The organism is Pseudoalteromonas sp. S3260 (assembly GCF_005886925.1).
GTDB classification, from domain to species: domain Bacteria; phylum Pseudomonadota; class Gammaproteobacteria; order Enterobacterales; family Alteromonadaceae; genus Pseudoalteromonas; species Pseudoalteromonas tetraodonis.
The window spans coordinates 24,156-50,028 of sequence record NZ_PNCV01000011.1 but is presented as its reverse complement, the minus strand read 5'-3'; the positions used below and the strand labels follow the sequence as shown (position 1 = coordinate 50,028).

Here is a 25,873-nt window from a genome sequence, read left to right as displayed (position 1 = left end):
TTTAGGATTAACCACATGCAACGCCCAACTGTTTTTTTCATTTCTCATGGTGGCGGCCCAATGCCATTACTAGGTGATGCCAACCATGCAGAAATGCGAGCCTGTTTAGAACAGGTTGCCGCTACAATCCCAAAGCCTTCTGCTATTTTAATGGTCAGCGCGCATTGGGAAGCTCAACCAATTAGTATAACGGCGCACTCTTCACCGCCGCTTATTTACGATTACTATGGTTTTCCTGAGCAGGCGTACCAATTAACTTACCCTTGTACTGGCCAGCCGCAACTTGCTAATTTAGTACAACAAGCGCTCGCAACACATAATATTGACTCAAAACTCGATCCACAGCGTGGTTTTGATCACGGTATGTTTGTACCGTTAAAAATTATGTATCCAGAGGCCGATATTCCCTGTGTGCAAATATCCTTGCACCCAAGCCTTGATCCGCTGTTGCATGTTGAAATTGGTAAAGCGTTGCAAAGTATTGATTACGATAACTTATTAATTATAGGCTCAGGCTTTACCTTCCATAATATGCGCGCTTTTGGTGTTACTCAGTCAAACGATGTTAACCAGCAAAATCAGGCATTTGAAAATTGGTTGGTAAGCACAATCGCAGATCAAACATTAACCGAGCAACAGCGTGAACAGCAATTATTAGCATGGCAGCAAGCTCCAGCTGCACGCTTTAATCACCCCAGAGAAGAGCACTTGTTACCGCTACATGTATGCTATGGCGCTGCTATGTGTGCAAGCACTGAGGTATTTGAATTAAATATTGCCAATAAGCGAGCCAGTATGTATTTGTGGCAATAATAAAAAACACGCCAGACTTTGCTAGGCGTGTTTTTTGGTTCTACTGTATTTATTACAGTGGTTAAGCGTAAGCAATTACCATTTCATTTCGCCTTTATGAACTTTAGCGCCAATGCTAAGAGCCATAGGTAATACAGCCTCTGGGTATGAGTTGGTCATTTTATTTATCAGCAGCTTACTGCTATCACTACTTTGCTTAGCGTGTGCAAAATCCTTTAAATACTGGATTGAAAAATCAATATTTTCAGCATCTAATTGAGTGCCTGCTTTCATATGCCCTGGGATCACCACGTCAGGTTTAAGTGCTTTCATTTCATTAAGTTGTTTTGCCCAGGCATTTTGCTCTGCTTGAGTTTGTGCATCGGCCATCCATAAATGAACATTAGCGTATACAGCCACATTACCTAAAATAGCTTTGTTATCAGGTATCCATAAATAAGGACGATGATTATGCTCACCCTCTGTACCACGAATTTCAATGGTATGGCCTTCTATTTTTAAGCTATTACCATTAAATACCTTAGGTACGACGGGGTTTTTTGGTGCGTTTTCACCCATTTTTGGGGTCCAGAAAGCAAGTTTACCTTTAAGCTTTGCTGCTATTTTTTGGTGCACTGCGGGCGTAGTAATAACCTCTGCCTCAGGAAAAAACTGTTGTAACACTTCAGCGCCAAAGTAGTAATCAGGATCGGCTTGGCTAATAAAAATAGTTTTTAGTTGTTTACCAGAGTCAATTACTTTGGCGGCAATGCGCAGTGCATCGGCTTTGGTAAATCCGGCATCAATTAAAATTGCATCGGTACGGCCATAAACCAGCGTGGCATTAACATGAAAGCTATTGCTGTCAGCGTTATACACATCAAGGGTTAATGGGGGTTCGTCTGCAATAGCGATATTGCTGGTTAATAGTGTGCTTAATAAAAGCGTGCGTAGGTTCATGGTATTCTCATCATTGGTTGCTAATGCGAGCATAATAAAGGTTTGATATGTTCAGAAAAACAACCAATATTTAGCATCATTGTTTCATAAATCGTGCAAATACTATGGATAAACTCACCGCAGCGCAGGTTTTTGTGGATGTTGCCTACTCAGGCAGTTTTACTGCCACTGCCGATCGGCTTGAAATGTCACGCCCTATGGTTACTCGTCATATAGAGTCGGCAGAGGCCTGGTTAAATACGCGCTTATTGCATCGCACTACCCGTAAAGTAACGCTTACCACCGCCGGCGAGGCCTGTTTACCCGAAATAGAGCAATGGTTAGAACAGGCTAACCGTTTAGTTGAACAAACTAAAAGCCAGCAACAGTTGTCAGGTAAAATACGAGTAGCGACCAGTATGTCGTTAGGTTTTGCACAATTAGCCCCTATATTTACACGTTTTATGAAACGTCACCCTAACGTGCAAATAGACATAGATCTTGAAGACTCAACCACAGATCTAATAGAGCAACGTGTTGATTTGACAATACGTATTGCAGCCAATCCTGATCCTTCGTTAATAGGTAAACCTATTGCCGAGTGTGAATCTATATTAGTGGCCTCAGCCAGCTACCTTGCTGATTATCCGCCAATAACGACACCACAACAGTTAAGTGCTCATCAGTGTTTAGGCTATAAAAACTTCGACCGATATATTTGGCATTTACACAACGGGGATGAATTTCAATCGGTTGATGTTAAATGCAATTTAAGTGCAAACGAGGCCACCACATTACTTCATGCAGCCATAGCCGGTGGTGGTATCCTACGTATTTGGCAAACCAATATATACTTGATGGTCGCTTGCAGCGTGTATTAGCGCCATGGACATTAAACCCAATAAAAATATATGTGCTTTACCCTTCTCGTCAGCATTTATCGGCAACAGTAAGAGCACTAATCGACACGCTCAGTGAAGAATTTAAAAATCCAGCATGGTAATAAATTATAAAAGTTTGGGTTTAAACCATAGCTTTGTGCGTTAAGCATACTGATATTCTGTACGTTATTTTGTTACAGTAAATGTAATAAGCGCCTTAATCCATAAAGGCCAACAGACCTAAGGAACAATAATAATGAATCTGATCAAAACATCGGGCTTGGCACTGGCTATTGTTGCGGGCTTAGGCTTGCAAGCATGTTCAAGTACCAGCATAACAACCAACAATAATGCAGCGATGAGCACCGTGAATAACCCATTAAACCTAGCGCAAATTTATAAAGATAAAGAATTTAAAACCCAGCGTAGCACTTACTTTAAGTGGCTAGACGATGGTACCGGCTACACTGTGCTTGAAGAGCGCGAAAGCGAAAAAGAAAAAGCAGACGATAACAACGTCGATGACGAAAAAGAGCACGGCGTAAAAGGCAACGACATTGTATTTTACAATGCTGACGGCACAGGCCGTAAAGTACTGGTTGAGTTTGAAAAGCTGTTGCCAGAGGGCGCAGACGAGCCATTTGCAATCGAAAGCTATCAGTGGTCAAAAGACGGTAAATGGTTGATGGTATTTACCAACAGCGAGCAAGTTTGGCGTTCGCGCAGTCGAGGGGATTTTTGGTTACTCAACCTTGAGACAAACCAATTACAGCAATTAGGTGGTAAAGACGTTGAGCCAACTAAGTTAATGTTTGCTAAGTTCTCGCCAGATAGCTCAAAAGTGGCTTACGTACGCGACAACAATATTTATATGCAAGCGGTTGGTAGTAACGATGTCACCGCGCTCACAACCGATGGCAGTGCCACCATTGTTAACGGTAATTTTGATTGGGTATACGAAGAAGAATTTACTATTGCCGATGGCTTTCGTTGGAGCCCCGACAACAAATCAATCGCCTATTGGCAGCTTGATACCAGTGACGTTAAATTTTTCACTATGATTAACAACACCGACGAACTGTACCCTACCCTAAAAGAATTCCCTTATCCTAAAGCCGGTGAAACCAACTCTGCCGTGCGTGTTGGTGTGGTAAGCCTTGCTGATAAACAAACCCGTTGGGCTGAGCTTGAAGGCGATAACCGCGACCGTTATATTCCGCGTATTAGCTGGGCAGGCACCGGTAATGAATTAATGATTCAAGACTTAAACCGCCCGCAAAGCCATAACAAAGTGTGGTTGTTTGATTGGCAAAAGCAGCAACTGACCAAGATTTTAGAAGACAAAGACGATGCGTTTATCGAATGGTTTTATAAAGCAAACTGGTCAAAAGACGGCGAGTTTTTTATTTGGCATAGCGAACGCGACGGTTGGCGTCATCTTTATCGTGTATCGCGCGATGGCAAGACTATTATCGACCTAACCCCTGGCGATTACGACATTATTGATATGCTGAGCATCAATGAAGACAAAAACGTGATGTATTTTATTGCCTCGCCAAACGATCCTGGTCAGCGTTATTTATACAGCACACCGCTTGATGGCAGCAGCAAACCGGTACGGGTAACACCTGCTGAGTTTGAGGGATCAAACAGCTACTACATGTCAAAAGATGCCTCATGGGCAATGCATACTTACTCAAAATTTGGTACGCCACCGACTAAAGAGATCATTAAAGTGAGCGATCATAGTAATGTAAAAACCTTAGTTGAAAATACAAAGCTTAAACAAAAACTGGCTGAACAAAGCTTACCAAAGCATGAGTTTTTTAAAGTAAACGCGCAAGATGGCACCGAGCTTGACGGCTACATTATGTTCCCAGAGAACATGGATAAAAGTAAAAAATACCCAATAGTGTTTTACGTATACGGCGAACCATGGGGTTCAACCGTGCAAGACCGCTGGGAAGGTAACAGTTACCTGTATAAATCACTGTTAACGCAAAAAGGCTTTATTGTAGCATCGGTTGATAACCGTGGTACACGTGCACCAAAAGGCCGCGATTGGCGTAAATCGATTTATAAAAAAATTGGCTCAATTACCGTGCAAGATCAAGTAGACGCCCTAGATGCCATGGCTAAACGCTGGGATGTAATAGACACAGACCGCGTTGGCGTATGGGGACACTCAGGCGGCGGTAGTTCAACCCTTAATTTACTGTTCCGCCATGGTGATAAATTTAAAGTAGGGATTGCCTCAGCACCCGTGCCGGACATTCGTTTGTACGACACCATTTACCAAGAGCGTTATGCGGGCAACCCAAACACCGACCCTGAGAGTTACGATAACACCTCGCCGATTACCTTTGCTAAAAACCTAACCGGTAAGCTATTACTTATTCACGGCACAGGCGATGATAACGTGCATTACCAAGGCTCAGAACGCTTAATTGACGAACTCGTTAAGCATAACAAACAGTTTGAGTTTTTCTCATACCCTAACCGCTCACACAGCTTGCGCGAAGGCAAAGGCACCACTTTGCATTACCATACTATGATGGCTGACTTTTTTGAAAAGCACTTACTAAACAAGTAACCGCTTTAAAAAGTAAAATACTAAAGCCGCACACTAATTATTAGTATGCGGCTTTTTTAATCAAAGTGTAACGGGGGTTTACAAAGCGTAGGTTGGGTAGAGTGCAACGAAACCCAACAAAAATACAACGTTATTGGCAGGATCAAGATGTCTCCGTGCTCTCCTTCTATTGGTTGCAAATAGAGTTTAGTGATATCGTCAGAATGGGGCAAATTGTTGATTGATATATATCATTTTATCAATTATCTTATAGGTGCTTCGAGATGAGGAGAACACTCCAATTAGGCTCGGAGGTTTATAACATGTTGTCAAGTACTATCGGAACGCCACAACAGGCAAACGATAAGAACGATAAGATTACATGGACTAAGGTCTTCTGAATGTTTATGGATACCTCCAAGTTAATAGTTATATTATAATTCATGTCTAACATTACGCGGCGACGTTTTACAAGATGGTTACTTAAGTAACTTGGTTAAGCCGAGGTAAGGCGATTGGAATTGCCGCAGTTCTAAGTCTGCCTCGGTTTTGCTAGAGAGTTTATTATGGACGATAATCACCCCTGCTGGTATCGAAGAAGAGGTTATCTTCACTTTGATCTACCTATTGGTACAAAGAAAGCAATTAGCTTAACCTCCAATCCTAGCTTCGTAAAAAAGCACTCATTTTATCCCTTGATAAATTATGAGGTTAGTTCAAAAAAAATAAATAAAGATAAATTATCAGGCAAGCTTTTGGCTAAGAATAAAATGCGACCTATAGCTTATTCGTCCCATGTTGATAGTCATATTTATGCTTTTTATGCTGAAAAATTGAGTGAACTATATGAAGGGACATTAAAAGGTAATGGTCTCGATAAGTCTGTTCTTGCTTTCAGAAATTTAGGAAAAAGTAATATAGATTTTGCTTATGAAGCATTTCTTAAAATAAAAGAAATGGGAGAATGCAGCGCTGTAGCGCTCGATTTTTCTAAGTTTTTTGATACTTTAGATCATAATTTACTTAAAAAATCTTGGTGTAAACTTCTCGGCCAAGAAAAACTTCCACCCGACCACTTCAATGTTTTTAAATCAATTACTAAGTTCTCGACGGTAGATAAGTTGGAGCTATATAAATTATTCTCAATTTCAAAAAACAAACCTAGAAATCAACATAAACGGATTTGTAGCTCTGAGGACTTTAGAACAAAGGTACGGGCAGAAGGTTTAATAAAACCAAATTTATGTGGGTATGGCATACCTCAAGGCTCTCCTATCAGTGCGCTTTTATCCAATATTTATATGTTGGACTTTGATTTAGAAATGAAAAAATATGCTGATATACATGGTGGTTACTACTTTAGATATTGTGATGATATGCTGTTTATTATGCCTAAAAGGCTTAAAAACAAAGTAGCAGGATTTGCTCAAAAGCATATATCAAAGTTAAAAGTACGTATTAATCCAGATAAAACAGAGATCAGACAATTTAATAAGGTAGGAAATATTCTTAAAGCTGATAATACATTGCAATATCTTGGCTTTATTTTTGACGGTGAAAATATTTACTTACGTTCTTCTTCCCTAGCTAGATACTCGGAAAAAATGAGAAGGGGTGTTAGTCTCGCGAAGCAAACAATGAGAAAATATAATGATATCAGAGCTATGAAAGGAGCTGATGAAAAAGCTCTTTATAAAAAAAAGCTTTATAGCCGTTATACTCACCTAGGGGGACGTAATTTTATTACATATGGGCTTAGGGCTGCTAATAAAATGGAAAGTAATACAATTAAAAAGCAATTAAAACCATTATGGCGACGCTTTCATGAAGAATTGGATAAGGATTAATTAGTGCAGGTTAGCCATATTGACGCTATATTAGCTTATTCATGCTCAGCCACCATGTTCTGGATTTGCATTAGTAATTTATTTTTAGCCTTTTCATCATGTTGAGGTACAACCACGTCTATTTTTACTTCTAAGCCTAAAGCTTCCATTAAATTAAACGCGCGGCCAATTGATAACGAACCTGTGCCATTTTCAAAATCACTTACTGTATTAATACTAATACCGGAGAAATCTCCCGCAGTTTTTTGGTCAAGCTTTTGGCTTTTTCTCACAATGCTTGCCAATTTACCTAATTGTTTTGCTGACTTTATCGTGACTTCCATAACCCATCCAAAATTCACAGTATTTTGTGAATAATAGTTAAAAAAGTACAAAAAAGCTAATAATTCACAATATTTTGTGGATTATAGCGAAAGTTAACTCACTAAATGATAAATTCACAGTATTTTGTGAATTATTAAATTAATAGGCATGAACCTAATAAATTCACAATAAACTATGAATTTAGGTAATTGAAAATTTCACTCTCTTTTTAATCAAAATGGTGTGAGGGGTTTATAGCTGAGGTCAAAGGTTAAAGGAACAAGGTCAAAGAATTTTAGTTACGGTAAGTTGGGTATAGTCCAACAAAACCCAACAAGGAAATACTGCTCAATAGGCAATAATTGAATCGTTTAATATTAAACATAGCTTGGAATTAGAGAGGCATTAAAAGAGTAGCATCCATGCTACTGCAAGTGCGATATTAATAAAAACTAAGAGCTTGGCTACGAAGGTTGATACTTATTAACGAGAATGTGCTGCAAACTTTTAAGTGCCCGCTTTATCGCTTGCAGCATACTTCTTCCTTTTGTATTTACATTAATACTGGGTAGCCCAGGCAAAAGAATATTAATTTTGCATTGCTGCAAAGTGCCGTGGCGCTCACTCGAAAGATCATTTATTTGAATCTCAACTTTACGAATATTTAAAGCATGTTTTGCCAATTGGCTTTTTATCAACTTCAAAAGCGACATCTTTTCACTTGCGTTAATTATCTTATTTTTAACTGTAAGTTTTAGCTTCATGCAATTACACCTTTTAATAGTAACTATGTTGCAGGCATGACTGTAATCTACTAACTTAGTGGCAAAGGAAAAAGCTGATTATTTCTTACTTTAAAACAGGTATTTTCGAATGATTACCAACATCAACTACAATCACTTATATTATTTTTGGCAAGTAAGTAAGCACGGCAGTATTACAGCGGCGAGTAAAATACTTAATTTAACGCCGCAAACGGTCAGCTCGCAAATTACTAACTTAGAGCAACGACTAGGAAAACCGCTATTTATTCGCCAAGGGCGGGGCCTACAGTTAACGGAGTTTGGCCATGTAACTCAGCAGTACACTAATGATATGTTTGCTATTGCTCACGAATGGCTAGAAACCACACAAGGTGATACCACGCAATACTCACGAACGTTAAAGGTGGGTATTTCAGATGTGTTACCCAAATCATTGGTGTCGAAGTGGCTAGCGCCTTTAATTAATAACGACCGTATTACCAACTTACACTGTATTGACGGCCAACAAGATGAGCTGCTGGCACAAATGGCGATTCATAAGCTCGACTTAGTTTTAGCTGATAAACCACTCGATACTACTTTGCCATTTAAGGCGTTTTGTCATGAAATAGGTAAAAGCCAAATCGCTCTTTTTGGTAACGAAACATGGCATTCGCAACTACATAAGCAGTTTCCGCAGTCTTTAAATAACAAGCCTCTAGTGCTCCCCGCAAAAGAAAGCCCCGTCGCGCGTGCTATTTATTATTGGCTGCAAGAGCAAGAGATTGAAATGACAATAGCTGGCCATGTTGACGACAGCGCATTAATGAAGTCACTCGGTGAGCAAGGGTTTGGTATATTCCCTGCGCCTATTTTGGTAAGAGCTGAAGTAGAACGCCATTACGACGTTAATTACATTGGTACAATTGATAATGTTTATCAGCATTATTATGCTTTTACGCCCGACAGGCTAATTAAAGACAGTATTTATGATGAATTTATAAAGCATGCGCAAATGACGTAGATTTTAGTTAATCGCCTTAAAATGTGAAGGTTAAAGGTTAAAGGTTAAAGGTTAAAGGTTAACGGGCGTCGGGGTGCGGGTTACGGGTCTAAAATCTATAATTCAAATTCGACGCGGGGGTGAACCCGCTGCTACTAGTCGCTAATATTCTAGGTAGCAGCGGCTTTATGCCGCGTCTTTTTAAGGCTCATATAAATGCTCTTATCGAGTAAACATATTAATTGCCATTACAATTAATAAGCCGGCAAATATTTTCTTTATGGTTGAAACTGGCAAATAATGCGTGGCTTTAGCACCGAGTGGCGCGGTAAACCATGAGGTGCATACAATACCCAATAAAGCGGGCAAATACACAAAACCTGCAAATCCTTCTTTTAGGCTAAATAACTGGCTACCAGAGCTGATATAACCCATTGATCCAAACAGCGCTATCACAATGCCTGAGGCCGAGGCGCAGCCTATGGCTTTTTTCATATCAACAGAAAAAAACGTCAGTAGCGGCACTAATACTGCCCCGCCGCCAATACCTATCATGGCAGACAAGCCACCGGTTATGGTCGTATAAACGCTTAGTAACCCTTTGTTTGGTAATGGGCGCGCTATTGCTGAATCATTCTTACCAGAAAAAATCATTTTTAGTGCAATTAGCACCACGCTCACAGCAAATACCAAACGCACTACATGCTCAGGTAATAGAGCAGCTATAAAGCCACTAATAAGCGCACCAAAGGCAACGCCTGCCATAACCCAAGGTGCAATATCCCAGGGTACATTGCCATTTTTATGATGCGCAATAGCCGACGAGGTCGAAGTAAATAAAATAGAGGCCAGCGAGGTCGCAATGGCAACCACCACTACTTGTTCAGGTGGCAAAGCATTAAAGTGCAGTAATATCATGCTGAGTATGGGCACAATCACCAGCCCGCCCCCTATTCCTAATAAGCCTGCTAAAAAACCAACACCGCTACCTAATATGGCGCAGTATATAATTAACACTATTAAATCACTCATTCCTTTTGTCTCTTCTTATGTTGTGGAAAGTTCTGCGACGGCGAGCTGCTTAATAAAGTGCTTAAGCTCACCAAGGTTTATTCGAGTATATCAACAACCGTTTATGCAAATGGCACTTTAAGTACTTATGAGCATTGAATAATACTCACGTTTTGTATGAATAAATCACAACACCCGTAAAAACATCTAGAAATCTAGACTTCTAAAGTAGGTTTTGTCTGAGTGGGAGCGTCTACTAGCCTAATTTATTCATTCAACTTTGTTAAAGAATGAATCTGGCTCATGTTTTACCTGAAATAATACCGTTTTTCTTCATGCTACATAGCGCGTATAAATTTATTAACTCTGCAAAGCACCATTACAGCTAACCCGTTATGTCGGTTTTAACAGCGAGTAATGCGCCATCAATAAAAGCAGCAACAACTCAAATTGAAAGGATACGGCTATGAGCACTGATCTTGCATTTACTATTAAAAGCACTAACTTGGATGAAAACTACCATCCGTCAAATAACACACGTATTACGACCAATTTCGCTAATTTAGCAAGGGGTGAAAGCCGCCAACAAAACCTGCGTAATACCCTAAAAATGATCAACAATCGTTTTAATGCTCTGGCCAGTTGGGATAACCCACAAGGGGATCGTTACGAGGTTGAGCTCGAGATCATTTCGGTTGATTTAGACATTGCAGGCAGTGGCCAGGCATTTCCGTCAATTGAGGTATTAAAAACCAATATTATTGACCACCAAACTAATGAGCGAATTGAAGGCATGGTGGGTAATAACTTTTCATCGTATGTGCGCGACTACGACTTTAGCGTGTTATTGCTTGAGCATAACAAAAGCAAACCGCAATTTAGTATCCCCGATAATTTTGGTGACTTACACGGTAAGTTGTTTAAATGCTTTGTAAACTCAGATACCTATAAACAGCATTTTAAAAAGCCGCCAGTTATTTGCTTAAGCGTGTCTGATAACAAAATCTATCAGCAAACCGAAAACTTACACCCTATCTTAGGCGTAGAGTATCAGCCTAATGAGTCGTCGTTAACAGAGCAATACTTTAAAAAAATGGGCCTACAAGTGCGCTACTTTATGCCACCAAACAGCGTTGCACCGTTAGCGTTTTACTTTTTTGGTGACCTACTTAACGACTACAGCAACCTTGAACTAATTAGCACTATTAGCACCATGGAAACGTTTCAAAAAATTTATCGTCCAGAAATTTATAACGCTAATGCCGCCGCAGGTAGTCGTTATAAACCGAATTTAAAAAATGACGATCATTCGTTAACGCAAATTGTGTATGACCGCGCAGAGCGAGGTCAATTAGCGGTAGAGCAAGGTAAATTTACTGAGCAGCATTTTATTAAGCCTTATCAATCGGTGTTGCAGCAGTTCTCGGCAAGTATCGCTTAATCACACAACAAAATTAAAGGCAGCATTTATTATGAAAAAACTATTACCTACATCATCAGCAGGCAGCTTGCCAAAACCGTCATGGCTTGCTGAGCCCGAAACCTTATGGTCACCGTGGAAATTACAAGGTAGTGAGCTGATTGATGGCAAACACGACGCCCTGCGTATTTCCCTGCACGAGCAACAAACCGCAGGCGTAGATATAGTCAGCGACGGCGAACAAACTCGCCAACACTTTGTAACCACCTTTATTGAACATTTAAATGGCGTTGATTTTGAAAACCGCAAAACAGTTAAAATTCGCGACCGTTACGACGCCAGCGTACCCACAGTGGTTGGCCCTGTGTCTCGCACTAAATCGGTATTTGTTGAAGACGCCAAGTTTTTACGCCAGCAAACCAGCCAACCAATTAAATGGGCACTGCCTGGGCCCATGACTATGATCGACACCCTGTATGACGATCACTATAAAAGCCGTGAAAAACTGGCATGGGAATTTGCTAAAATACTTAACCAAGAAGCCAAAGAGCTAGAAGCCGCAGGGGTTGATATAATTCAATTTGATGAACCCGCTTTTAACGTGTTTTTTGACGAGGTAAACGACTGGGGCATAGCCTGCCTAGAGCGAGCCATAGAAGGGTTAAAATGCGAAACCGCCGTGCATATTTGCTACGGCTACGGCATTAAAGCCAACACCGATTGGAAGAAAACCCTTGGCACCGAGTGGCGACAATACGAAGAAGTATTCCCTAAGCTGCAAAAATCGAATATTGATATTATTTCGCTCGAATGTCAAAACTCACATGTACCCATAGAGCTACTCGAACTGGTGCGCGGTAAAAAAATAATGGTGGGCGCAATCGATGTAGCCACCAATACTATAGAAACACCCGAAGAGGTGGCCAAAACCCTACGCGAAGCGCTTAAATACGTTGATGCCGACAAACTCTACCCCTGCACCAACTGCGGTATGGCACCCCTACCCCGCGACATCGCAAACGGTAAACTTAACGCCCTAAGCAAAGGCGCAGAGCTAGTACGTAACGAACTGTTAGCAGCGAATGTCGCTTAATTCTTAGTTAAAGCAGCTGTAAAAAGCCACGCCTTAACACATGTTGAGGTGTGGCTTTTTTAATCAAAATGTAAGGGGGGGTTACAGTTAAAGTGCAAGGTCAAAGGTGAAAGGGAAAAGGTTTAAGTTCGTTGAATATTGGTTGGGTGAGTGCAGCAAACCTAGCGTAATTAACCTCAGAACTGCATAAGAATTAAAGCCGAGTCACTTTTATACTCGGCTTTTTAGTCTGAAAAGTATAGGCAATTAATCCAGCCATTAAATTAACCATAAATGAGATGCCGCTGCGGTGCCTTGTGTGGTCTATTTGAGCCATATTTTTCACCTGATTCTATTAGGTGTTTAAGCCATTGAGGTTCAAACAATAAACAAAAATCATCGACACCTAGGTAAATTGCATCTAAGTTATTCATGCCCTTCCCTCGGTAATCTTATGTTTCTTGGTCGAAAGATCTGATCACCGCAAGGGCATTTAGTTCCATTTCTTATGTGCAGCTCAGGTTATTTACGCTTCTTGTCGTGGGTTTAATCTGAATAACGACGTGTTAGTAAGTAAAACTGAGCAAACCAAAGCGTTTACTCATTTTATAAGCCAAGTTGGTGAATGGATAAATACCGACTACGCGCTGGATAAAAAAGAACAAGCACGGTTATTACTCGATTCATTAAGTAGCGCCATTGATCGAGCTCATAGTTTAGCCCTTGCTACTACTTTACATATCAACAATTGCCATCGTCAGCTGCACACCGTTATTTGTGAACACTTTAATCTTGATGCGCCATTTACTGAAAAAAACCAGCGTTTAGCCTGTTGCCGCTATTATTTAGCCTGTTATAGCAAATGCCAAACCTGCCCTAAAAAGGACATTAATACCAATGAACCAACGTCTTAAAACGATTGATCTTGTGCGTGGTGCGAGCGTTTTCATTATGATTATTGTGCATACCTTATGGATGTATGCCTCCACAACGCTTCAAAGTGAAAGCGCATTTGGTACGGTTGTACATATACTTGGCAAAGGCACCGCCTCGTTTTTGGTGGCAATGGGGCTATTTATGGCGCTTTCGCGCAGGCAAACACCCTTGCTATTAATTAAGCGTGGCATACAGCTTTTACTGCTTGCTTATTTTATGAATGCGGTCAAGTCCTGGCTGCCTATTGAAGTATTTAATACCATGCCTGAGGCGTTTATAAATGCGTATGGCTGGCAAAGTCCGCTCAGTGCTGGGCAGTTACAATTATTTTACAACTGGCTGGAGTTAGCTTATTGCTGTTTGGTGTGCTTAATATTGACCGTTGGAAAACAACATGGATTGCGGGTTTAGCCATTGCAATTGCAGTTTTGAGCCAGTTTGTAAGGCGGCTGCAATTTACGCTTTCACCTTATTTTAGCGATTTGTTTTTTTGCTAATAACTATCAGGTGCATTTTCCGGTATTTCTTTTGATAAGTGCGATATTAACGGGGTATGTACTTTGTCGTTTATACAGTAGTAACCACCAATGTGCCGATTACTTATATAAAGTATGTGCACAACTTGGTGCTGCTTTACTAGTTATTGGCGGCATATGGTTAGCCATTGATTTTAAAGGTCAGTTTGGCAAATTTTTCAATTTAAATGGCGGCGGTATTAGCTATTTAATTGGCTTAAATTTATGTGCCCTAGCGGCTATACAGTATATTTTTGCTGATAAATATAATGGCCCTATTACACGTGCTCTTTTATATGCCAGTAAACATGTTACCGCTTTGTATGTTATTCAGTGGGTCCTTATTTGCTGGTTTATGGGTGTGTTTGGTTATCATACGCAGTCGCTTGTGCCAACCTTGTGTCTAATGGCGCTTATGAGTTTACTCACTTTTGCAATACACAAAATGTATTTGCAAACTAAGTTAACCCTACTTGGTTTTAAGCAAAAATCTAAACGTGCAGCATAAACTGTAAAGGGGCTTTACGGACGCTGATTTGGGTGCCCTAGCTTGCTTTTATTGCGTCAATAACGCTATGCATACGCTTTGCTAACGGCCTATTTCGGTGATGGCACACATAAATATTTTCGCTAATTGGATTTGTTAAATGATGCGTTTTAATAAGCGCAGGTTTATTAAAAGCACTTACTGCGTGTGCGGGTAAAACCGTAAAACCCAGCCCTAAACTTACCGGCTCCAGTATTAAACTTATTTGGTTAGAAAACCCCGTTTGCTTAATTTGATCAACATGTTCAAATTCACTGTAGTTTTCGCTAAGTAAAAGCTGTGCATGATGTTTTGCATCGGGGTGGCTAATAAAGCCCAGTTCATTTAATGCGCTCCATGTTGGGTTTTTTATTGCGGCCGGAGTTACCAATAGTAAAGGTTCTTGGCCTATTTTATGGCTGGTTACTTCGCTAAGGGCTGGCGCTTGAGTTAAAAAGCCAATATCGGCACTATGGTTTGCCACTGCTTGTTCAACACTGGTATTTGGAGCAAAGCGATAATCTATAATTAGCTCCTTGTGCTCTACTTGCAGTGCTAATAGTTGATTGTAAAACTGCAGTCCACAACTGCCTGGCGACTGTATTTTAACTAAACCGCTGTATGGCGAGTCATCTTTTAATTGTTGTTCTAAAAACTGCCATTCTTTGAGTAACTGACTACCCTGCTGATATAAATTTTGACCCTGAACGGTAAGCGTAAATTGTTTACCGTGGCGCTCAAGCAAGGCGCAATCTACTTGCTGCTCTAACTTTTTTATATGTTGGCTTACGCCTGACTGGGTCATATAAAGGCGCTCGGCGGTTTGGGTAAAATGGTTTACCTCAACCAAAGTGCAAAATGTATTTAGCCATGCCGGGTTTATCATTACAAAATATACTCAAAATGATGATTAATGATAATTTTACTTAATGTTGGTCAGTTCGTAAACTCACTCCATCAACTAAACATAGTTAAGTAGGAGTATTTATTATGAGTCATACATATCCACGTAGTTTTTCGCACATTGGTATTTCAGTTCCCGATGTTGAAAAAGCCGTAGAGTTTTACACTAAGGTGATGGGCTGGTACACCATAATGGAGCCTACTGTGATCACTGAAGACAACAGCCCAATTGGCGAAATGTGTACCGATGTATTTGGTCCAAATTGGGAAAAATTCAAAATAGCGCATCTTTCAACAGGCGACCGAATTGGTGTAGAAATTTTTGAATTTAAAGACCAAGAAAACCCTAAAGACAACTTTGAATACTGGAAAACCGGTATCTTCCACTTCTGTGTACAAGACCCTGATGTAGAAGGCTTAGCGGATCGTATTGTTGCTGCAGGTGGTAAAAAACGTATGCCAGAGCCACGTTACTACTACCCTGGCGAAAAGCCGTACCGCATGATCTACATGGAAGACCCGTTTGGTAACATCCTTGAGATTTACAGCCACAGTTACGAGCTTATATATAGCGCTGGTGCTTATTAAACTTAGCTAGTCTAAAAAAATTTAGCTAAAAACAAAGGCCGCAGTATTTATTACTGCGGCTTTTTTGTGCCTAAAAAGAATACATTGCCTAGGTATATTAGTGCTGATAACGTGATAAAACAAAACTACTTATAACTCCATGTTTTAAATTTAGGACAATAATGAACATTTCATTGGAAGATGTCACCTCTGCTAATTACGAAGAGGTATGCGATTTAGACGTTACCAAAGCGCAACAAGATTACGTAGCGAGTAATATGTGGTCGTTAGTTGAAGCGCACTACAATAGCGGGTATACCTGTAAAGCGAATTAACCTGAACTCTGGATAATAAATCTATCTCAAGCAGTAATTTTCAGCGCTAACTTCGTTGAATTTACTTGCAATAGGCTAGCTATTGACGCGTAATTTCGCCTTGTTTTCACTGGAAATCTCTGGCTAGAGAGAATAAGCATAAATATCACTTTTTACTCAATACGTTAGTAAACCTCTTAACCAGAGTTCAGGTTATTTACCAAAATAATAAGCCTGTAGGCTTTTTTATGTGGGTGCAAGAAACCCCTACAAAAGTTTCTATTTGGCGTTTTATGGTAGATGAACATCATCAAAATAAAGGTATTGGCCGCCAAGCACTATTCATGGCAATTGCAGAGATTAAAACGACTTCTAAGCTTGAACAAATCGAGATTTGTTATAACCCGCAAAACCCTGTTGCTAAGGATTTTTATTCTAGTTTTGGGTTTGAAGAAGTTGGCCTAGATGAAGACGAAGAAGATATGTTAGCCATTATTAATATAAAAAGTTAACCCAATTTTGTTTAGCGCGTTGCTTATTGCCATAAAAATTAGTGCTTAGTAAGGTGTGGAGGATGTTGCAGTGCTAATTTTTTTAGCTGTGTAATGCATGAAAGCGCTAAGTCATGATATTCATCATCGCTATACAATATTTCGTTTAGCAGATTAATAGATTGTATGAGTGCATTGTGCGCAGCACTTTGTTCGTCTAAAAAGTGAAGTGTGGAATAAAGGCGCTCTGTAAGTGAGGTAATTTGTATGATTTGCTGTTTATTCGCACAGTTATACATTTGAGCTAATAAGGACGCACTTTCAAGTGCACACCCCAAATACGGCAATGCTTGTGCAAATTGGTATCGTTTAAACAGCGCTTCGCCACTTAGCTGCGCATTTTGAATATCTATAATTGCTTGTTCTGGTTGACATAAAACATGTTGTTTGTGTCGAGCACATAAAAAAGGTAAGGCCATTATACGTTCTATATCTGTTTATTTTTTAAGACTGTAAAACAGAAATCTCAAAACATCAAATGATAATTGTTTTTATTTGCGTTTGTGGGCTTGAAGCAGTTTGTTGTGTATACTAACTTCATTGTTTTGATTCTTATTTTTATAAAAACCGATATGAAAAACCCATTTTTAGCACTTGTTTTACTCAGTGGATTATCAGGCTGCAGTATAAACACAGTATCAGTATCTCAAAATTCATCCTTGTATAATTATGGGCTTTATAATGCAAAGGGTCAGCGAGTTAATTCAATATTGTCAGAGTCCACGCTTTTGAATGCCGATGTTGTTTTAGTCGGTGAATGGCATACACACCCCGGTGTGCACTTATTTCAGGCTGAGCTGTTTCAGCAATTAAGCACAAAAAATAAGCCTATTGCCTTATCGCTTGAGCAATTTAGTCGCGCTGATCAGCAAACACTAAACCTTTATCTTGAGAGTAAAATAGGTGAACAATACCTAATTGATAATACTAAGGCTTGGCCTAATTATAAGAGCGATTATCGTGCGTTAGTGGAATTGGCGAAGATACAAAATAGCGATGTAATAGCTGCAAATGCGCCTAAGCATATTGTTACCTGTATTGGCCGCCAAGGTATTAATTATATTAATAAACTCGACCCACAACAGCGTAGTTTTATTGCAAAAGAGATAGATACTTCTCCAAGCCTTTATAAAGAACGCTTTATGCAATCCATGCACCATGGAACGGCGAGTAAAAACGAAAAACTTTACGCCGCGCAAGTTACTTGGGACGAAACCATGGCTGAGTCTATCGTTAACTATATTAGTCAAAATAAGGGCACGCAGGTTATACATTTAGCCGGTGACTTTCATGTGAGAAATGGTGAAGGCATAGCGCGGGTAATTAAGCGAATTGCCCCAGAGCTTAATATTGTATGGATATCGCCAGTATCAAAAGTACAATCTGAGCAAAGTGGTTATCAATTAGAAGTTAACGCTTTGCCTGCTCGCTATGTGCAAAAAGCACATCAACAAGCTGCATTTAAAGCGTTAGCTAAACGAGGGGAGAAAACACAGTGCCAATAATAGGTTGGCACTGTGTTTGTGTAATACACTTTTTAATATTTACTTAAGCGTAAATGTGCCTTTCATCATGGCGTAATGGCCAGGAAAAGAGCAAAAGAAAGTGTAATCGGTTCCGGCGGTTAAGCCGCTGGTTTTAAAAGTAACTTCGGTTTTTTTACCGCCGCCAATAATGTCTGTAGCACCAATCACGCGACTATCATTAGGCTTTATGTAGTGGTTGCTAAGCCCTGCAGCGTTGCCATCTGTGATAATACCTTGCATGTTTTGCTCAGTAGATAGCACCCAGTTATGGCCCATTACATTAGCAGGTAATTTACCGGTGTGGCAAGGGCGTGTTGATCTTTGATGGTTGAATTTGCAGCAGTGTGTTTGGTTTTTAGGCAAGACAGAGCCTATGAAGTGTGGTTATTCCACATAAATAGGCGATAACGCAGCATAAATACCAAACATGCGCTGCCCTTCGGGTTCTGCCTAGGGGCGATAAACTCATTGTTGCTCGATTTTTACTTAGCCCACTAGGTTACAAATCAAGCGCCGCGATTTAATCGCCCCTAGATTGAACAAATTACAATCCGCAAAGTTCAACACGCCCTAAGTTTAACAGTCACTTGCTTACAGTTTTTAGGGGCGCTTAGTGTTTTAGTTGAAAACTGCATCATATCGTTTGCATCTATATTTAGTGTGCATTCGTCTGCATATGCAGTATTGGCACTCAGTAGCAGTGTAGTGCTGAGTAAGGCTATTAATTTTTTCATACTGTCTCCGCTAGTTGGTTTGAGCTGTTTCGTGCTTGATTTGTTAGGGCTACAAGTGCTTTTCGCACGGCTAATGGGCTATCGCACTCGTTCGCAAAATTAATAAAGTAATTACGCTTGTGGCTTTGTATATAAAAGCCTGTGGGTAGTAGGCCGCTCATTATTGGAGTGTTATCGGCTACGTTATAGAGCTGCATTAATATCAGCGACATAGCATCTTGATGATCTTCATTCATATGAGTGATCATGCTTTGCTGCTGGCTTTCATCCCACTTTTTAGGCTGAGCTTGCCACTCGTTTTGCTCAAGCCAAAATATTTTTCCAAAACCGCCAATATAACGCACCCGCACTACATCTAATTGCCAAAGCTGAAAATCATGCGCATTGCGATAGCTTGCAGCCTCAGGGTACAAAGCTATATATTTATCAAGTAGCACTTCGCTTTGCTCTTTTGCCACAATAGAGCCATCACCTACGAGTGTTACTCGCCCATGTTCGTTTTGATCGCCATAATCGGCGGCATCAAAAATAGTCAGACTCATGCGTGAGTCCTGTTTTAAATTTTTGGTGTGCTGAGCTATGTCACTAATAAAAAAGTAGATGCGGCCTTGTTCGTCACACATATAAGGTGTAACAGAGCCAAACGGATAGCCGCGTAAATTATTTGAAATGGTCGACATTACGCCGGCATGGGTTTTAAAAACGAGCGTGCGTGCGTCGTTTAATGCTTGTTCTCTCATGAAAACTCCTGACGTTGAGAAAAAACCATGGGCGCATCGTTATAAGGATGAGGGTTAACGTGCAATTTCATGGCGTACATTTGTTGTAAGTTTTGTGCTGTTAAAACGGTATTTATAGACCCGCTTTGCAGCACTTTTTGGTTGTGTAATAAGATAGCGTTGGTTGCATAAAGGCTTGCTAAATTAAGATCGTGTATAGCAATAATGGCGCTGTTTCCTTGCTCTACAAAGGTTCTAACACAGCTAAGTAAGGTATGTTGATGACGCATATCTAGCGCTGATGTTGGCTCATCGAGTAACATTAATTTAGGCTCAGTTTGCGCAGTAAAAGCATCTAACTGGGCTAATGTGCGCGCCATATGAACACGCTGTTGTTCGCCGCCCGAAAGCGCACTCATTCGACGTGTTAGGTAATGGGTTAAATCCATAAGTGAGGCATATTTTTGAACTTTATTGGCTTGTGTTTTAAGAGACTCTGTATAGGGATAGCGACCCATAGCAATGAGTTCAAATACACTAAAATCAAAGCCAACATGGTTACTTTGCATCATTACAGCGCGCTTGCTAGCTAATTGCTCTTTAGAAAATGAATGCAAAGGCTTGGTATTAAATAGTATATCTCCCTCAAAGGGATGCATGCCTGCCAAAGTATGCAGTAAGGTTGATTTACCTGCACCATTTTCGCCTATCAGAGCGACAAGTTGTCCTGCTTGGATATTGCCGCTAATATCCTCTAAAACACGATGCGTGTTAAAGCCTATATTGAGGTTGTTAAACGTGATCATGACCAATCTCGCTTATTTTTAATGATCAAATATATAAACAGAGGAGCCCCAAGTAACGCCGTTATAATGCCTATCGGCAGCTCCGCAGGCATAACAACCAAGCGTGCTAACCAATCTGAAAGTAGCAACACTATGACACCTAAAAGCATACAAAGTGGCAGCATATTCCGTAAGTGTGGGCCAACCATGAGGCGTGCGATGTGAGGGACAACTAAACCAACAAAGCCAATTAAACCTGTTAGCGCAACCACCGCACCTACGCCCAATGCAACTAATATAATGACGTATAATTTAAGCTTGCTGGTATCCACTCCTAAGTATTGGGCTTGTGATTCACCGATAAGAAGTAGATTCATTGGCTCTTTTAATCGCCATAGCCCGATAAGACTCAGTAATAGCAAAGGACTCGCCTGTTTTATATTATCCCAGCTTGCACCGCCTAATGAGCCCATGGTCCAATAGTTAATTAACCGCAGTGCGCTGTCATCGGCATAAAAACTTAATAATCCAATAACAGCGAATGCCAATGCATTAATGGCGACACCGACTAATATAAGTGTATTTATATTAATTTGTTTTTGTTGTTTTGAGACTAAATATACCAGCGACGTTACTGAGAGTGCGCCCAAAAATGAGGCATAAGGTAAGTAGTGTTGGGCGTTAAAATTAAATTGTGCACTAAGGGCAATAAAAGCAACCGCGACCATTGCAGCGCCTGCGCTTATACCAATAATAGAAGGATCAGCAAGCGGGTTACGACACAGCGCTTGAGTTGCAGCTCCTGTTTGTGCAAGTACTAAACCCACCATCACTGCAAGGACAAAACGAGGCAGGCGTATTTGTGTAACCACATTGATTTGTAGCGCATCAAATTGACTAAAATGTTCAGGAGCTAGCCATGCAATCGCTAAACGCCAATCCCACCCTGCCGCTCCATAGCCTATGCTAAGTAATGCTAAAGCAAAAATGCAGCCATAACTTAATAGCATCCACTTATGCGGATTACTCAGTGTTATGGCGTTAAAACGATTCAAAGTTAACGTGCTCATAAGCGTGTTTTATACTCATGCAATGCTTGAATCGCAGTAGCAATACGCGGCGATATGCCCAGTGAAAGTAAGCTGTCCATGACCAGTAATTGACACTCTTGCGCTGCTTTTAATAAGCGAAGTGTAGGCTGTTTACAAAAGGCTTGTTTACCACCAAGGCTTTGCACAACATGCGCTGGCGCTACTAAAAAATCGGGCTGATTTACAGCCAGTACTTCACTGTTAATTGCTTTAAAGCCTGTATGCGTAGCAGCTATATTGGTAATGCCCGCATAGTTAAACAGTAAGTTGGGCACCGTTTCTTGTCCTGCTGCGACGAGCCCACGCTCATTAGCTGAAAGTAAAAACAAAGCGTTGTGGCTCTGTGTTTTTACTTTATTAGGTAATGATTTTTTTATTTTAGTAATTAGGTTTTTAGCTTTTAGGTTTGCATCTAAATCACTACCAAGGTGCTTAATTAGTTCAAGTAGTTCATTTACAGAAGTCGGTTTTTTATAGTGAATAACCTTCACTCCGGTCGCTTCTATTTGCTTGAGCGCCTGCTCTCTTCCTGCACCTTCAAGTGCAAGTAACGTAGTTGGACGCATTGAAAGCACTCCCTCAGCAGCTAGATCTCGATAGTAGCCTACCTGTGGCAATTGTGTTGCTTGTTGCGGATACATACTCGATTGGTCAACCGCTACTAAACTATTTTGTTTATCTAGTGCGTAGATTATTTCAGTTAATGTGCCGCCAGCACTGATCACACGCTCTTTAGCGAGTGCTGATTGAGTGGCTAAAGCCAGAAAAAAAATTAGGTACTTCATAACAAACTCCGATTTTATTTTTTAGTATTATAACCACTTTAATCTAAATGAAAATGATTATCATAATTAATTGATCTTATTTTGGGTTAGTTGTAACATTTAAAAGTAAATAATAACTATTATCATTTGGAGTGGAGATGAATCCCTTTTCTTTTAAATTTACAGCATTAGCCTCTTTGTTAATTAGCTCTGGTAGCGCACTGGCCGAAAATATTATTGACGATCATATTGTGGTTAGTGGTTCTCGCTTTGAACAAAAGCTAGAAGATGTAACTGGCTCAGTAACGGTGATTACCGAACAAGATATTGAGCGTCAACTCGCTGTAGATTTACAAACGATGTTTAAATATGATCCAAGTATCTCAAGTACTGGCAGTGGCGCAGGCGCGCAAACATTAACTGTACGGGGTGTTGGTGGCAATAGAGTTGTTTTTATTAAAGATGGAAGACGCACAAACGATGGCTACGCTGGCGGCGGCGGTTATTTAGTGGGTCGAAACTACTTTGATGTTGCGGGTGTTAAACAAGTTGAAGTTGCAAAAGGGGCGGCATCATCGCTATATGGTTCTGATGCACTAGGGGGAATTGTAGTAATAACAACTAAAGATCCAAGTGATTATTTAGTGGATCAACAAAGCTTGGTAAAAGTAGCGTTAGGCTACCAAGGCCAAAGCAATCAGGTTGCTGCTGATATTACAGCAGCAAAAGATTTAGGTGACTTTGCTATTAGCGCTGTTTATAGCCATCGCGATAGTGAAGAAGTACAAAATTACGTTGAAAATTTACCAGGTTACGATGCCCGCTCGGACGCTTTACTACTTAAAGTTGAGCAAAAATTTGATGAAAAACGAACCCTTAAGTACACCTTAGATTACTTTAACCAAACGACAGAGCAAGTAATCACTCCATCCATTCAAGAAACCGAAGACGAAGATACAAATATCTCATTTGCACTCGATTATGATTCAAATATGGCAACAGCCATATTTGATAAATGGTATGGGCAACTATCCTATAGTCGTTACGAGCAACAAAGTGACCAAATAAGCGCGGCTAGAAATTACATTGATTATAATGACTACGGGTTTGAGCAAGATATTTTAGGCCTAAAAGCGGTATTTAATAAGGAAATTAAAGGAGAAAATACCAAGCATGAATTTGTTTATGGAATCGATATTGATTTATATGATACAACACGACCACGCTTAAAAACCCGTGTATTAAATGATGGTACTGTTGATTTTACGAATGAAAAACAAAAAGCATTTCCTGGCGCCGATACTTCTTTAGTTGGTGTATATATGCAAGACAGTATTAAATTTAATGAGACTGATTGGTCGTTAGTTGCGGGTATTCGTTACGATTATTATGCACTTGAAGCTAAAAAAGATGCGCTATACGCTGACACCGAGCTTGATGATATTACCGAATCTGCATTTTCACCAAAGCTGGGTGTGATTTATCAGGTAGACGATAATTTATCTTGGTATGGGCAATATGTTCGAGGCTTTAAAATACCGCCACACGACCAAGCCTATCAAAGCCATGGTGTTGAGCCATTTTATCAAATATTACCAAACGCAGATTTAGACCCTGAAAGCAGTGACTCATTTGAGATCGGATTAAGATACGCAAGTAGCGATATTAGTGTAAATCTAAGTACTTTTTATGCTGCCTATGATGACTTTATCGAAACGGCAATTGCGGGTGTTGAACCAACTTATATTCCTAATGTAAATAAAACATTTTACCAATACCAAAATATTAGCGAAACCCAGATCAGCGGTGTAGAAGCTGGTATTGCTATGTATGTTACCGACGATATTTTATTAGAGGCCAATGTTGCTTACGTAGATGGTGAAAACAAAGACTCTGACCAGCCACTCACTAGTATTAGCCCGTTAAATGGTTCTATATTGGTAAGCACTGAGTTTGGCAATGTTAATTGGACCGCTGCTTGGCGTTTAGCTAAGGCGCAGTCTGATGTAGTACTTGATACTAATGGTAATAAAACAACACAAGGTAACGGTTATGGTGTTGTTGATTTATATGCAAATTATCAGTGGCAAGCATGGCAAATGAATGTAGGTTTACTTAACCTACTCGATAAAGAGTACGTACCGTTTGAACTTATTGCTGGTCAATCCAAAGGCACTGATTTTAGCCAATATAGCCAACCAGGACGTAATGTTTCGGCTCGGATAAGCTATCAGTTTTAATTAATATTAAAAGTTGTGTATATACCAATCAGCATAAATATCTGAATAATTTAACGGATTGAATTTTTCTATGTCTAAGCTGATTGGTATATAAAGCACCAAAAACACTGCGTATTGCGCCATAGTGTAAAGGGGGTTTACGCCCCGTGATCTTTGTACTGCTCATATCTTTCAATAACACTATTCATACATTTTCAAAAGAGTGCGCTTAAATCAATATTGGTTTACTAAAGGCACTTAAGGCATGCGTATTCAACACCAGAAACCTAAGCTAATTATAAAAAGGAGGTATTAGCTCGAACAGGTTACGTCACTCATATCGAAAGTATGCGTTAAACCAGCAGGATCTTTATTAATTACTATTAGGTTATTCTTTTCAATGTAAAAAGTGTATTCGCGCATCCAATTGAGTTTAGCAATTTGTTTTAGCTCATAACGGCCAAATGCTAGCGGGCAATTTAAATACACATAATGGTAGGCTTTCCCCATCGCGCCAGGGTCTGCGGTGTAAATATAAATAGTACGATCAGTAAACGTGCTTTGTTTATGAATATAATCAGGGGTTGATAATGAAGAACCATTGAATAAAATCCCTAAACACAAAAAAGGAATTTGAATTACACCGACTAATGTAAGAATGATAAAGAACAACCACTGAGCGATTTTATTTTTAATTATGCTTTTAATTTTTTCAGATTTGGCGAGCAGTAATATTAAACCTGTAATTACCAACACCAATTTTATATAAAGTAAATTATGGCTTAATGTATCCATAAGCCGTGGAGAGTGCCAATTTAAACCCCAAAGCGCTCCACCATGCATACTCTCCAGAAAGGGTAACAATAAACATGCCGTAATAAGAAAGATAATTAACGAGACATTATTGCTGCTTTTATCCATTGATTTTTGTCCTTTAATCTAACCGGAGTCGCTGTATTTTTAGTGTAATATTTATAACATAATTTAAAATGCAGCGTACCTAAAATGTTATAAACAAGATAGCTACCTAAAAGAGTAAAAGTATCTTTAAAGATGGTAAGCAGCTACTTATTATCCAAAAAAAAGCGCCTTAACCACTACATTAAGACACTTTGGATGAAAAACTATAAATAACTAGAC

27 protein-coding genes and 3 pseudogenes are annotated in these 25,873 nt (G+C 39.9%); 15 read left to right on the top strand and 15 right to left on the bottom strand.

What is annotated here, in order from left to right; genetic code table 11:
• Positions 1-15: 15 nt before the first annotated feature.
• Positions 16-813 (top strand): DODA-type extradiol aromatic ring-opening family dioxygenase, encoded by a 798-nt coding sequence (locus CWC14_RS02515; protein ID WP_138561084.1) that lies wholly within the window; start codon positions 16-18, stop codon positions 811-813.
• 75 nt (positions 814-888) lie between these two features.
• Here CWC14_RS02515 and CWC14_RS02510 read toward each other — a convergent pair whose 3' ends face one another.
• Positions 889-1,785, bottom strand: a complete 897-nt coding sequence (locus CWC14_RS02510) for an MBL fold metallo-hydrolase (protein ID WP_138561082.1) — start codon at positions 1,783-1,785, stop codon at positions 889-891.
• 71 nt (positions 1,786-1,856) lie between these two features.
• Between CWC14_RS02510 and CWC14_RS02505 the strand changes: the two are divergent.
• The 3 genes and pseudogenes from CWC14_RS02505 to drt2 all read left to right on the top strand — a co-directional run bounded on the left by CWC14_RS02505 (position 1,857) and on the right by drt2 (position 7,031).
• Positions 1,857-2,734: pseudogene (locus tag CWC14_RS02505) on the top strand (LysR family transcriptional regulator).
• A 134-nt stretch (positions 2,735-2,868) separates the two neighbouring features.
• Positions 2,869-5,205 carry a S9 family peptidase gene (locus tag CWC14_RS02500; protein ID WP_138561080.1) on the top strand — a complete coding sequence of 779 codons (2,337 nt, stop codon included), beginning with the start codon at positions 2,869-2,871 and terminating at the stop codon, positions 5,203-5,205.
• Between the two features lie 545 nt (positions 5,206-5,750).
• Positions 5,751-7,031 (top strand): antiviral reverse transcriptase Drt2, encoded by a 1,281-nt coding sequence (gene drt2, locus CWC14_RS02495; protein WP_138561078.1) that lies wholly within the window; start codon positions 5,751-5,753, stop codon positions 7,029-7,031.
• Between the two features lie 35 nt (positions 7,032-7,066).
• Here the strand turns inward: drt2 and CWC14_RS02490 are convergent, their stop codons facing one another.
• Both CWC14_RS02490 and CWC14_RS02485 read right to left on the bottom strand, forming a co-directional pair.
• Positions 7,067-7,354: a helix-turn-helix domain-containing protein gene (locus CWC14_RS02490; protein ID WP_138561076.1), complete on the bottom strand. Its 288-nt coding sequence runs from the start codon at positions 7,352-7,354 to the stop codon at positions 7,067-7,069.
• Positions 7,355-7,798: 444 nt separating this feature from the next.
• Positions 7,799-8,098, bottom strand: a complete 300-nt coding sequence (locus CWC14_RS02485) for a hypothetical protein (protein ID WP_138561074.1) — start codon at positions 8,096-8,098, stop codon at positions 7,799-7,801.
• Between the two features lie 109 nt (positions 8,099-8,207).
• On the opposite strand from CWC14_RS02485, the gene nhaR reads away from it, so the two are divergent.
• The gene (gene nhaR, locus CWC14_RS02480; protein ID WP_138561071.1) at positions 8,208-9,101 is read left to right on the top strand and encodes a transcriptional activator NhaR; all 894 of its coding nucleotides are present in this window, start codon (positions 8,208-8,210) and stop codon (positions 9,099-9,101) included.
• Positions 9,102-9,302: 201 nt separating this feature from the next.
• Here nhaR and CWC14_RS02475 read toward each other — a convergent pair whose 3' ends face one another.
• Entirely contained in the window at positions 9,303-10,112 is an 810-nt protein-coding gene (locus CWC14_RS02475) for a sulfite exporter TauE/SafE family protein (RefSeq protein ID WP_138561069.1), read from the bottom strand.
• A gap of 445 nt (positions 10,113-10,557) precedes the next feature.
• Between CWC14_RS02475 and CWC14_RS02470 the strand changes: the two genes are divergently transcribed.
• On the top strand, positions 10,558-11,532 hold the full coding sequence (locus CWC14_RS02470; protein ID WP_138561067.1) for a DUF1852 domain-containing protein: 975 nt from the start codon (positions 10,558-10,560) through the stop codon (positions 11,530-11,532).
• Between the two features lie 31 nt (positions 11,533-11,563).
• Positions 11,564-12,604, top strand: a complete 1,041-nt coding sequence (locus tag CWC14_RS02465) for a methionine synthase (RefSeq protein ID WP_138561065.1) — start codon at positions 11,564-11,566, stop codon at positions 12,602-12,604.
• Between the two features lie 193 nt (positions 12,605-12,797).
• On the opposite strand, the pseudogene CWC14_RS20015 reads toward CWC14_RS02465, so the two are convergent.
• Together CWC14_RS20015 and CWC14_RS19125 are read right to left on the bottom strand one after the other, a co-directional pair.
• Positions 12,798-12,935, bottom strand: a pseudogene (locus tag CWC14_RS20015) (IS982 family transposase); the annotation flags it as partial.
• On the bottom strand, positions 12,868-13,017 hold the full coding sequence (locus tag CWC14_RS19125; protein WP_171036816.1) for a hypothetical protein: 150 nt from the start codon (positions 13,015-13,017) through the stop codon (positions 12,868-12,870). The gene CWC14_RS19125 and the pseudogene CWC14_RS20015, both read right to left, overlap by 68 nt.
• Positions 13,018-13,146: 129 nt before the next feature.
• Between CWC14_RS19125 and CWC14_RS02455 the strand changes: the two genes are divergently transcribed.
• From CWC14_RS02455 to CWC14_RS19615, 3 genes are all read left to right on the top strand, one after another.
• Complete coding sequence (locus tag CWC14_RS02455; RefSeq protein ID WP_248532277.1) at positions 13,147-13,497, top strand: hypothetical protein; 351 nt, start codon at positions 13,147-13,149, stop codon at positions 13,495-13,497.
• On the top strand, positions 13,481-13,930 hold the full coding sequence (locus CWC14_RS19620) for a heparan-alpha-glucosaminide N-acetyltransferase domain-containing protein (protein ID WP_248532275.1): 450 nt from the start codon (positions 13,481-13,483) through the stop codon (positions 13,928-13,930). The genes CWC14_RS02455 and CWC14_RS19620 overlap by 17 nt, the downstream gene beginning before the upstream one ends.
• Before the next feature lie 117 nt (positions 13,931-14,047).
• The gene (locus CWC14_RS19615; protein WP_248532274.1) at positions 14,048-14,542 is read left to right on the top strand and encodes a hypothetical protein; all 495 of its coding nucleotides are present in this window, start codon (positions 14,048-14,050) and stop codon (positions 14,540-14,542) included.
• A 37-nt stretch (positions 14,543-14,579) separates the two neighbouring features.
• Here CWC14_RS19615 and CWC14_RS02445 read toward each other — a convergent pair whose 3' ends face one another.
• Positions 14,580-15,446 carry a LysR family transcriptional regulator gene (locus CWC14_RS02445; protein ID WP_138561063.1) on the bottom strand — a complete coding sequence of 289 codons (867 nt, stop codon included), beginning with the start codon at positions 15,444-15,446 and terminating at the stop codon, positions 14,580-14,582.
• Between the two features lie 104 nt (positions 15,447-15,550).
• Here CWC14_RS02445 and CWC14_RS02440 point away from each other — a divergent pair, with 104 nt between their 5' ends.
• From CWC14_RS02440 to CWC14_RS02430, 3 genes and pseudogenes are all read left to right on the top strand, one after another.
• Positions 15,551-16,051 carry a lactoylglutathione lyase family protein gene (locus tag CWC14_RS02440; RefSeq protein ID WP_008130525.1) on the top strand — a complete coding sequence of 167 codons (501 nt, stop codon included), beginning with the start codon at positions 15,551-15,553 and terminating at the stop codon, positions 16,049-16,051.
• 161 nt (positions 16,052-16,212) lie between these two features.
• Positions 16,213-16,365, top strand: coding sequence for a hypothetical protein (locus tag CWC14_RS02435; protein ID WP_502705417.1), 153 nt, complete (start codon positions 16,213-16,215; stop codon positions 16,363-16,365).
• A gap of 188 nt (positions 16,366-16,553) precedes the next feature.
• Positions 16,554-16,856: pseudogene (locus CWC14_RS02430) on the top strand (GNAT family N-acetyltransferase); the annotation flags it as partial.
• Between the two features lie 38 nt (positions 16,857-16,894).
• Here CWC14_RS02430 and CWC14_RS02425 read toward each other — a convergent pair.
• Positions 16,895-17,314, bottom strand: a complete 420-nt coding sequence (locus tag CWC14_RS02425; RefSeq protein WP_010388755.1) for a hypothetical protein — start codon at positions 17,312-17,314, stop codon at positions 16,895-16,897.
• Positions 17,315-17,419: 105 nt separating this feature from the next.
• Here CWC14_RS02425 and CWC14_RS02420 point away from each other — a divergent pair, with 105 nt between their 5' ends.
• Positions 17,420-18,400, top strand: coding sequence for a ChaN family lipoprotein (locus CWC14_RS02420; RefSeq protein WP_249928677.1), 981 nt, complete (start codon positions 17,420-17,422; stop codon positions 18,398-18,400).
• Between the two features lie 39 nt (positions 18,401-18,439).
• Here the strand turns inward: CWC14_RS02420 and azu are convergent, their stop codons facing one another.
• The 6 genes from azu to CWC14_RS02390 form a co-directional block, all read right to left on the bottom strand.
• Entirely contained in the window at positions 18,440-18,784 is a 345-nt protein-coding gene (gene azu / locus CWC14_RS02415) for an azurin (RefSeq protein ID WP_349654501.1), read from the bottom strand.
• 197 nt (positions 18,785-18,981) lie between these two features.
• Complete coding sequence (locus CWC14_RS02410; protein WP_249928676.1) at positions 18,982-19,155, bottom strand: cupredoxin domain-containing protein; 174 nt, start codon at positions 19,153-19,155, stop codon at positions 18,982-18,984.
• The gene (locus CWC14_RS02405) at positions 19,152-19,895 is read right to left on the bottom strand and encodes a HugZ family pyridoxamine 5'-phosphate oxidase (RefSeq protein ID WP_036983572.1); all 744 of its coding nucleotides are present in this window, start codon (positions 19,893-19,895) and stop codon (positions 19,152-19,154) included. Before CWC14_RS02405 ends, CWC14_RS02410 begins: the two co-directional genes overlap by 4 nt.
• Entirely contained in the window at positions 19,892-20,680 is a 789-nt protein-coding gene (locus tag CWC14_RS02400) for a heme ABC transporter ATP-binding protein (RefSeq protein WP_051498254.1), read from the bottom strand. The genes CWC14_RS02405 and CWC14_RS02400 overlap by 4 nt, the downstream gene beginning before the upstream one ends.
• Positions 20,677-21,729, bottom strand: coding sequence for a FecCD family ABC transporter permease (locus CWC14_RS02395; protein ID WP_024602445.1), 1,053 nt, complete (start codon positions 21,727-21,729; stop codon positions 20,677-20,679). The genes CWC14_RS02400 and CWC14_RS02395 overlap by 4 nt, the downstream gene beginning before the upstream one ends.
• On the bottom strand, positions 21,726-22,535 hold the full coding sequence (locus tag CWC14_RS02390; protein ID WP_138561059.1) for a heme/hemin ABC transporter substrate-binding protein: 810 nt from the start codon (positions 22,533-22,535) through the stop codon (positions 21,726-21,728). The genes CWC14_RS02395 and CWC14_RS02390 overlap by 4 nt, the downstream gene beginning before the upstream one ends.
• 137 nt (positions 22,536-22,672) lie before the next feature.
• Here CWC14_RS02390 and CWC14_RS02385 point away from each other — a divergent pair, with 137 nt between their 5' ends.
• Entirely contained in the window at positions 22,673-24,754 is a 2,082-nt protein-coding gene (locus CWC14_RS02385; RefSeq protein ID WP_036983575.1) for a TonB-dependent hemoglobin/transferrin/lactoferrin family receptor, read from the top strand.
• 291 nt (positions 24,755-25,045) lie between these two features.
• Here the strand turns inward: CWC14_RS02385 and CWC14_RS02380 are convergent, their stop codons facing one another.
• Entirely contained in the window at positions 25,046-25,654 is a 609-nt protein-coding gene (locus CWC14_RS02380) for a hypothetical protein (RefSeq protein WP_138561057.1), read from the bottom strand.
• Between the last annotated feature and the right edge of the window lie 219 nt (positions 25,655-25,873).

Excerpts from the sequence above, each read along its gene's own strand:
- CWC14_RS02515 (WP_138561084.1), top strand. The coding sequence starts at position 16 with ATGCAACGCCCAACTGTTTTTTTCATTTCTCATGGTGGCGGCCCAATG.
- CWC14_RS02510 (WP_138561082.1), bottom strand. The coding sequence starts at position 1,785 with ATGCTCGCATTAGCAACCAATGATGAGAATACCATGAACCTACGCACG.
- CWC14_RS02500 (WP_138561080.1), top strand. The coding sequence starts at position 2,869 with ATGAATCTGATCAAAACATCGGGCTTGGCACTGGCTATTGTTGCGGGC.
- drt2 (WP_138561078.1), top strand. The coding sequence starts at position 5,751 with ATGGACGATAATCACCCCTGCTGGTATCGAAGAAGAGGTTATCTTCAC.
- CWC14_RS02490 (WP_138561076.1), bottom strand. The coding sequence starts at position 7,354 with ATGGAAGTCACGATAAAGTCAGCAAAACAATTAGGTAAATTGGCAAGC.
- CWC14_RS02485 (WP_138561074.1), bottom strand. The coding sequence starts at position 8,098 with ATGAAGCTAAAACTTACAGTTAAAAATAAGATAATTAACGCAAGTGAA.
- nhaR (WP_138561071.1), top strand. The coding sequence starts at position 8,208 with ATGATTACCAACATCAACTACAATCACTTATATTATTTTTGGCAAGTA.
- CWC14_RS02475 (WP_138561069.1), bottom strand. The coding sequence starts at position 10,112 with ATGAGTGATTTAATAGTGTTAATTATATACTGCGCCATATTAGGTAGC.
- CWC14_RS02470 (WP_138561067.1), top strand. The coding sequence starts at position 10,558 with ATGAGCACTGATCTTGCATTTACTATTAAAAGCACTAACTTGGATGAA.
- CWC14_RS02465 (WP_138561065.1), top strand. The coding sequence starts at position 11,564 with ATGAAAAAACTATTACCTACATCATCAGCAGGCAGCTTGCCAAAACCG.
- CWC14_RS19125 (WP_171036816.1), bottom strand. The coding sequence starts at position 13,017 with ATGAATAACTTAGATGCAATTTACCTAGGTGTCGATGATTTTTGTTTA.
- CWC14_RS19620 (WP_248532275.1), top strand. The coding sequence starts at position 13,481 with ATGAACCAACGTCTTAAAACGATTGATCTTGTGCGTGGTGCGAGCGTT.
- CWC14_RS02445 (WP_138561063.1), bottom strand. The coding sequence starts at position 15,446 with ATGATAAACCCGGCATGGCTAAATACATTTTGCACTTTGGTTGAGGTA.
- CWC14_RS02440 (WP_008130525.1), top strand. The coding sequence starts at position 15,551 with ATGAGTCATACATATCCACGTAGTTTTTCGCACATTGGTATTTCAGTT.
- CWC14_RS02435 (WP_502705417.1), top strand. The coding sequence starts at position 16,213 with ATGAACATTTCATTGGAAGATGTCACCTCTGCTAATTACGAAGAGGTA.
- CWC14_RS02425 (WP_010388755.1), bottom strand. The coding sequence starts at position 17,314 with ATGGCCTTACCTTTTTTATGTGCTCGACACAAACAACATGTTTTATGT.
- CWC14_RS02410 (WP_249928676.1), bottom strand. The coding sequence starts at position 19,155 with ATGAAAAAATTAATAGCCTTACTCAGCACTACACTGCTACTGAGTGCC.
- CWC14_RS02405 (WP_036983572.1), bottom strand. The coding sequence starts at position 19,895 with ATGAGAGAACAAGCATTAAACGACGCACGCACGCTCGTTTTTAAAACC.
- CWC14_RS02400 (WP_051498254.1), bottom strand. The coding sequence starts at position 20,680 with ATGATCACGTTTAACAACCTCAATATAGGCTTTAACACGCATCGTGTT.
- CWC14_RS02395 (WP_024602445.1), bottom strand. The coding sequence starts at position 21,729 with ATGAGCACGTTAACTTTGAATCGTTTTAACGCCATAACACTGAGTAAT.
- CWC14_RS02390 (WP_138561059.1), bottom strand. The coding sequence starts at position 22,535 with ATGAAGTACCTAATTTTTTTTCTGGCTTTAGCCACTCAATCAGCACTC.
- CWC14_RS02385 (WP_036983575.1), top strand. The coding sequence starts at position 22,673 with ATGAATCCCTTTTCTTTTAAATTTACAGCATTAGCCTCTTTGTTAATT.
- CWC14_RS02380 (WP_138561057.1), bottom strand. The coding sequence starts at position 25,654 with ATGGATAAAAGCAGCAATAATGTCTCGTTAATTATCTTTCTTATTACG.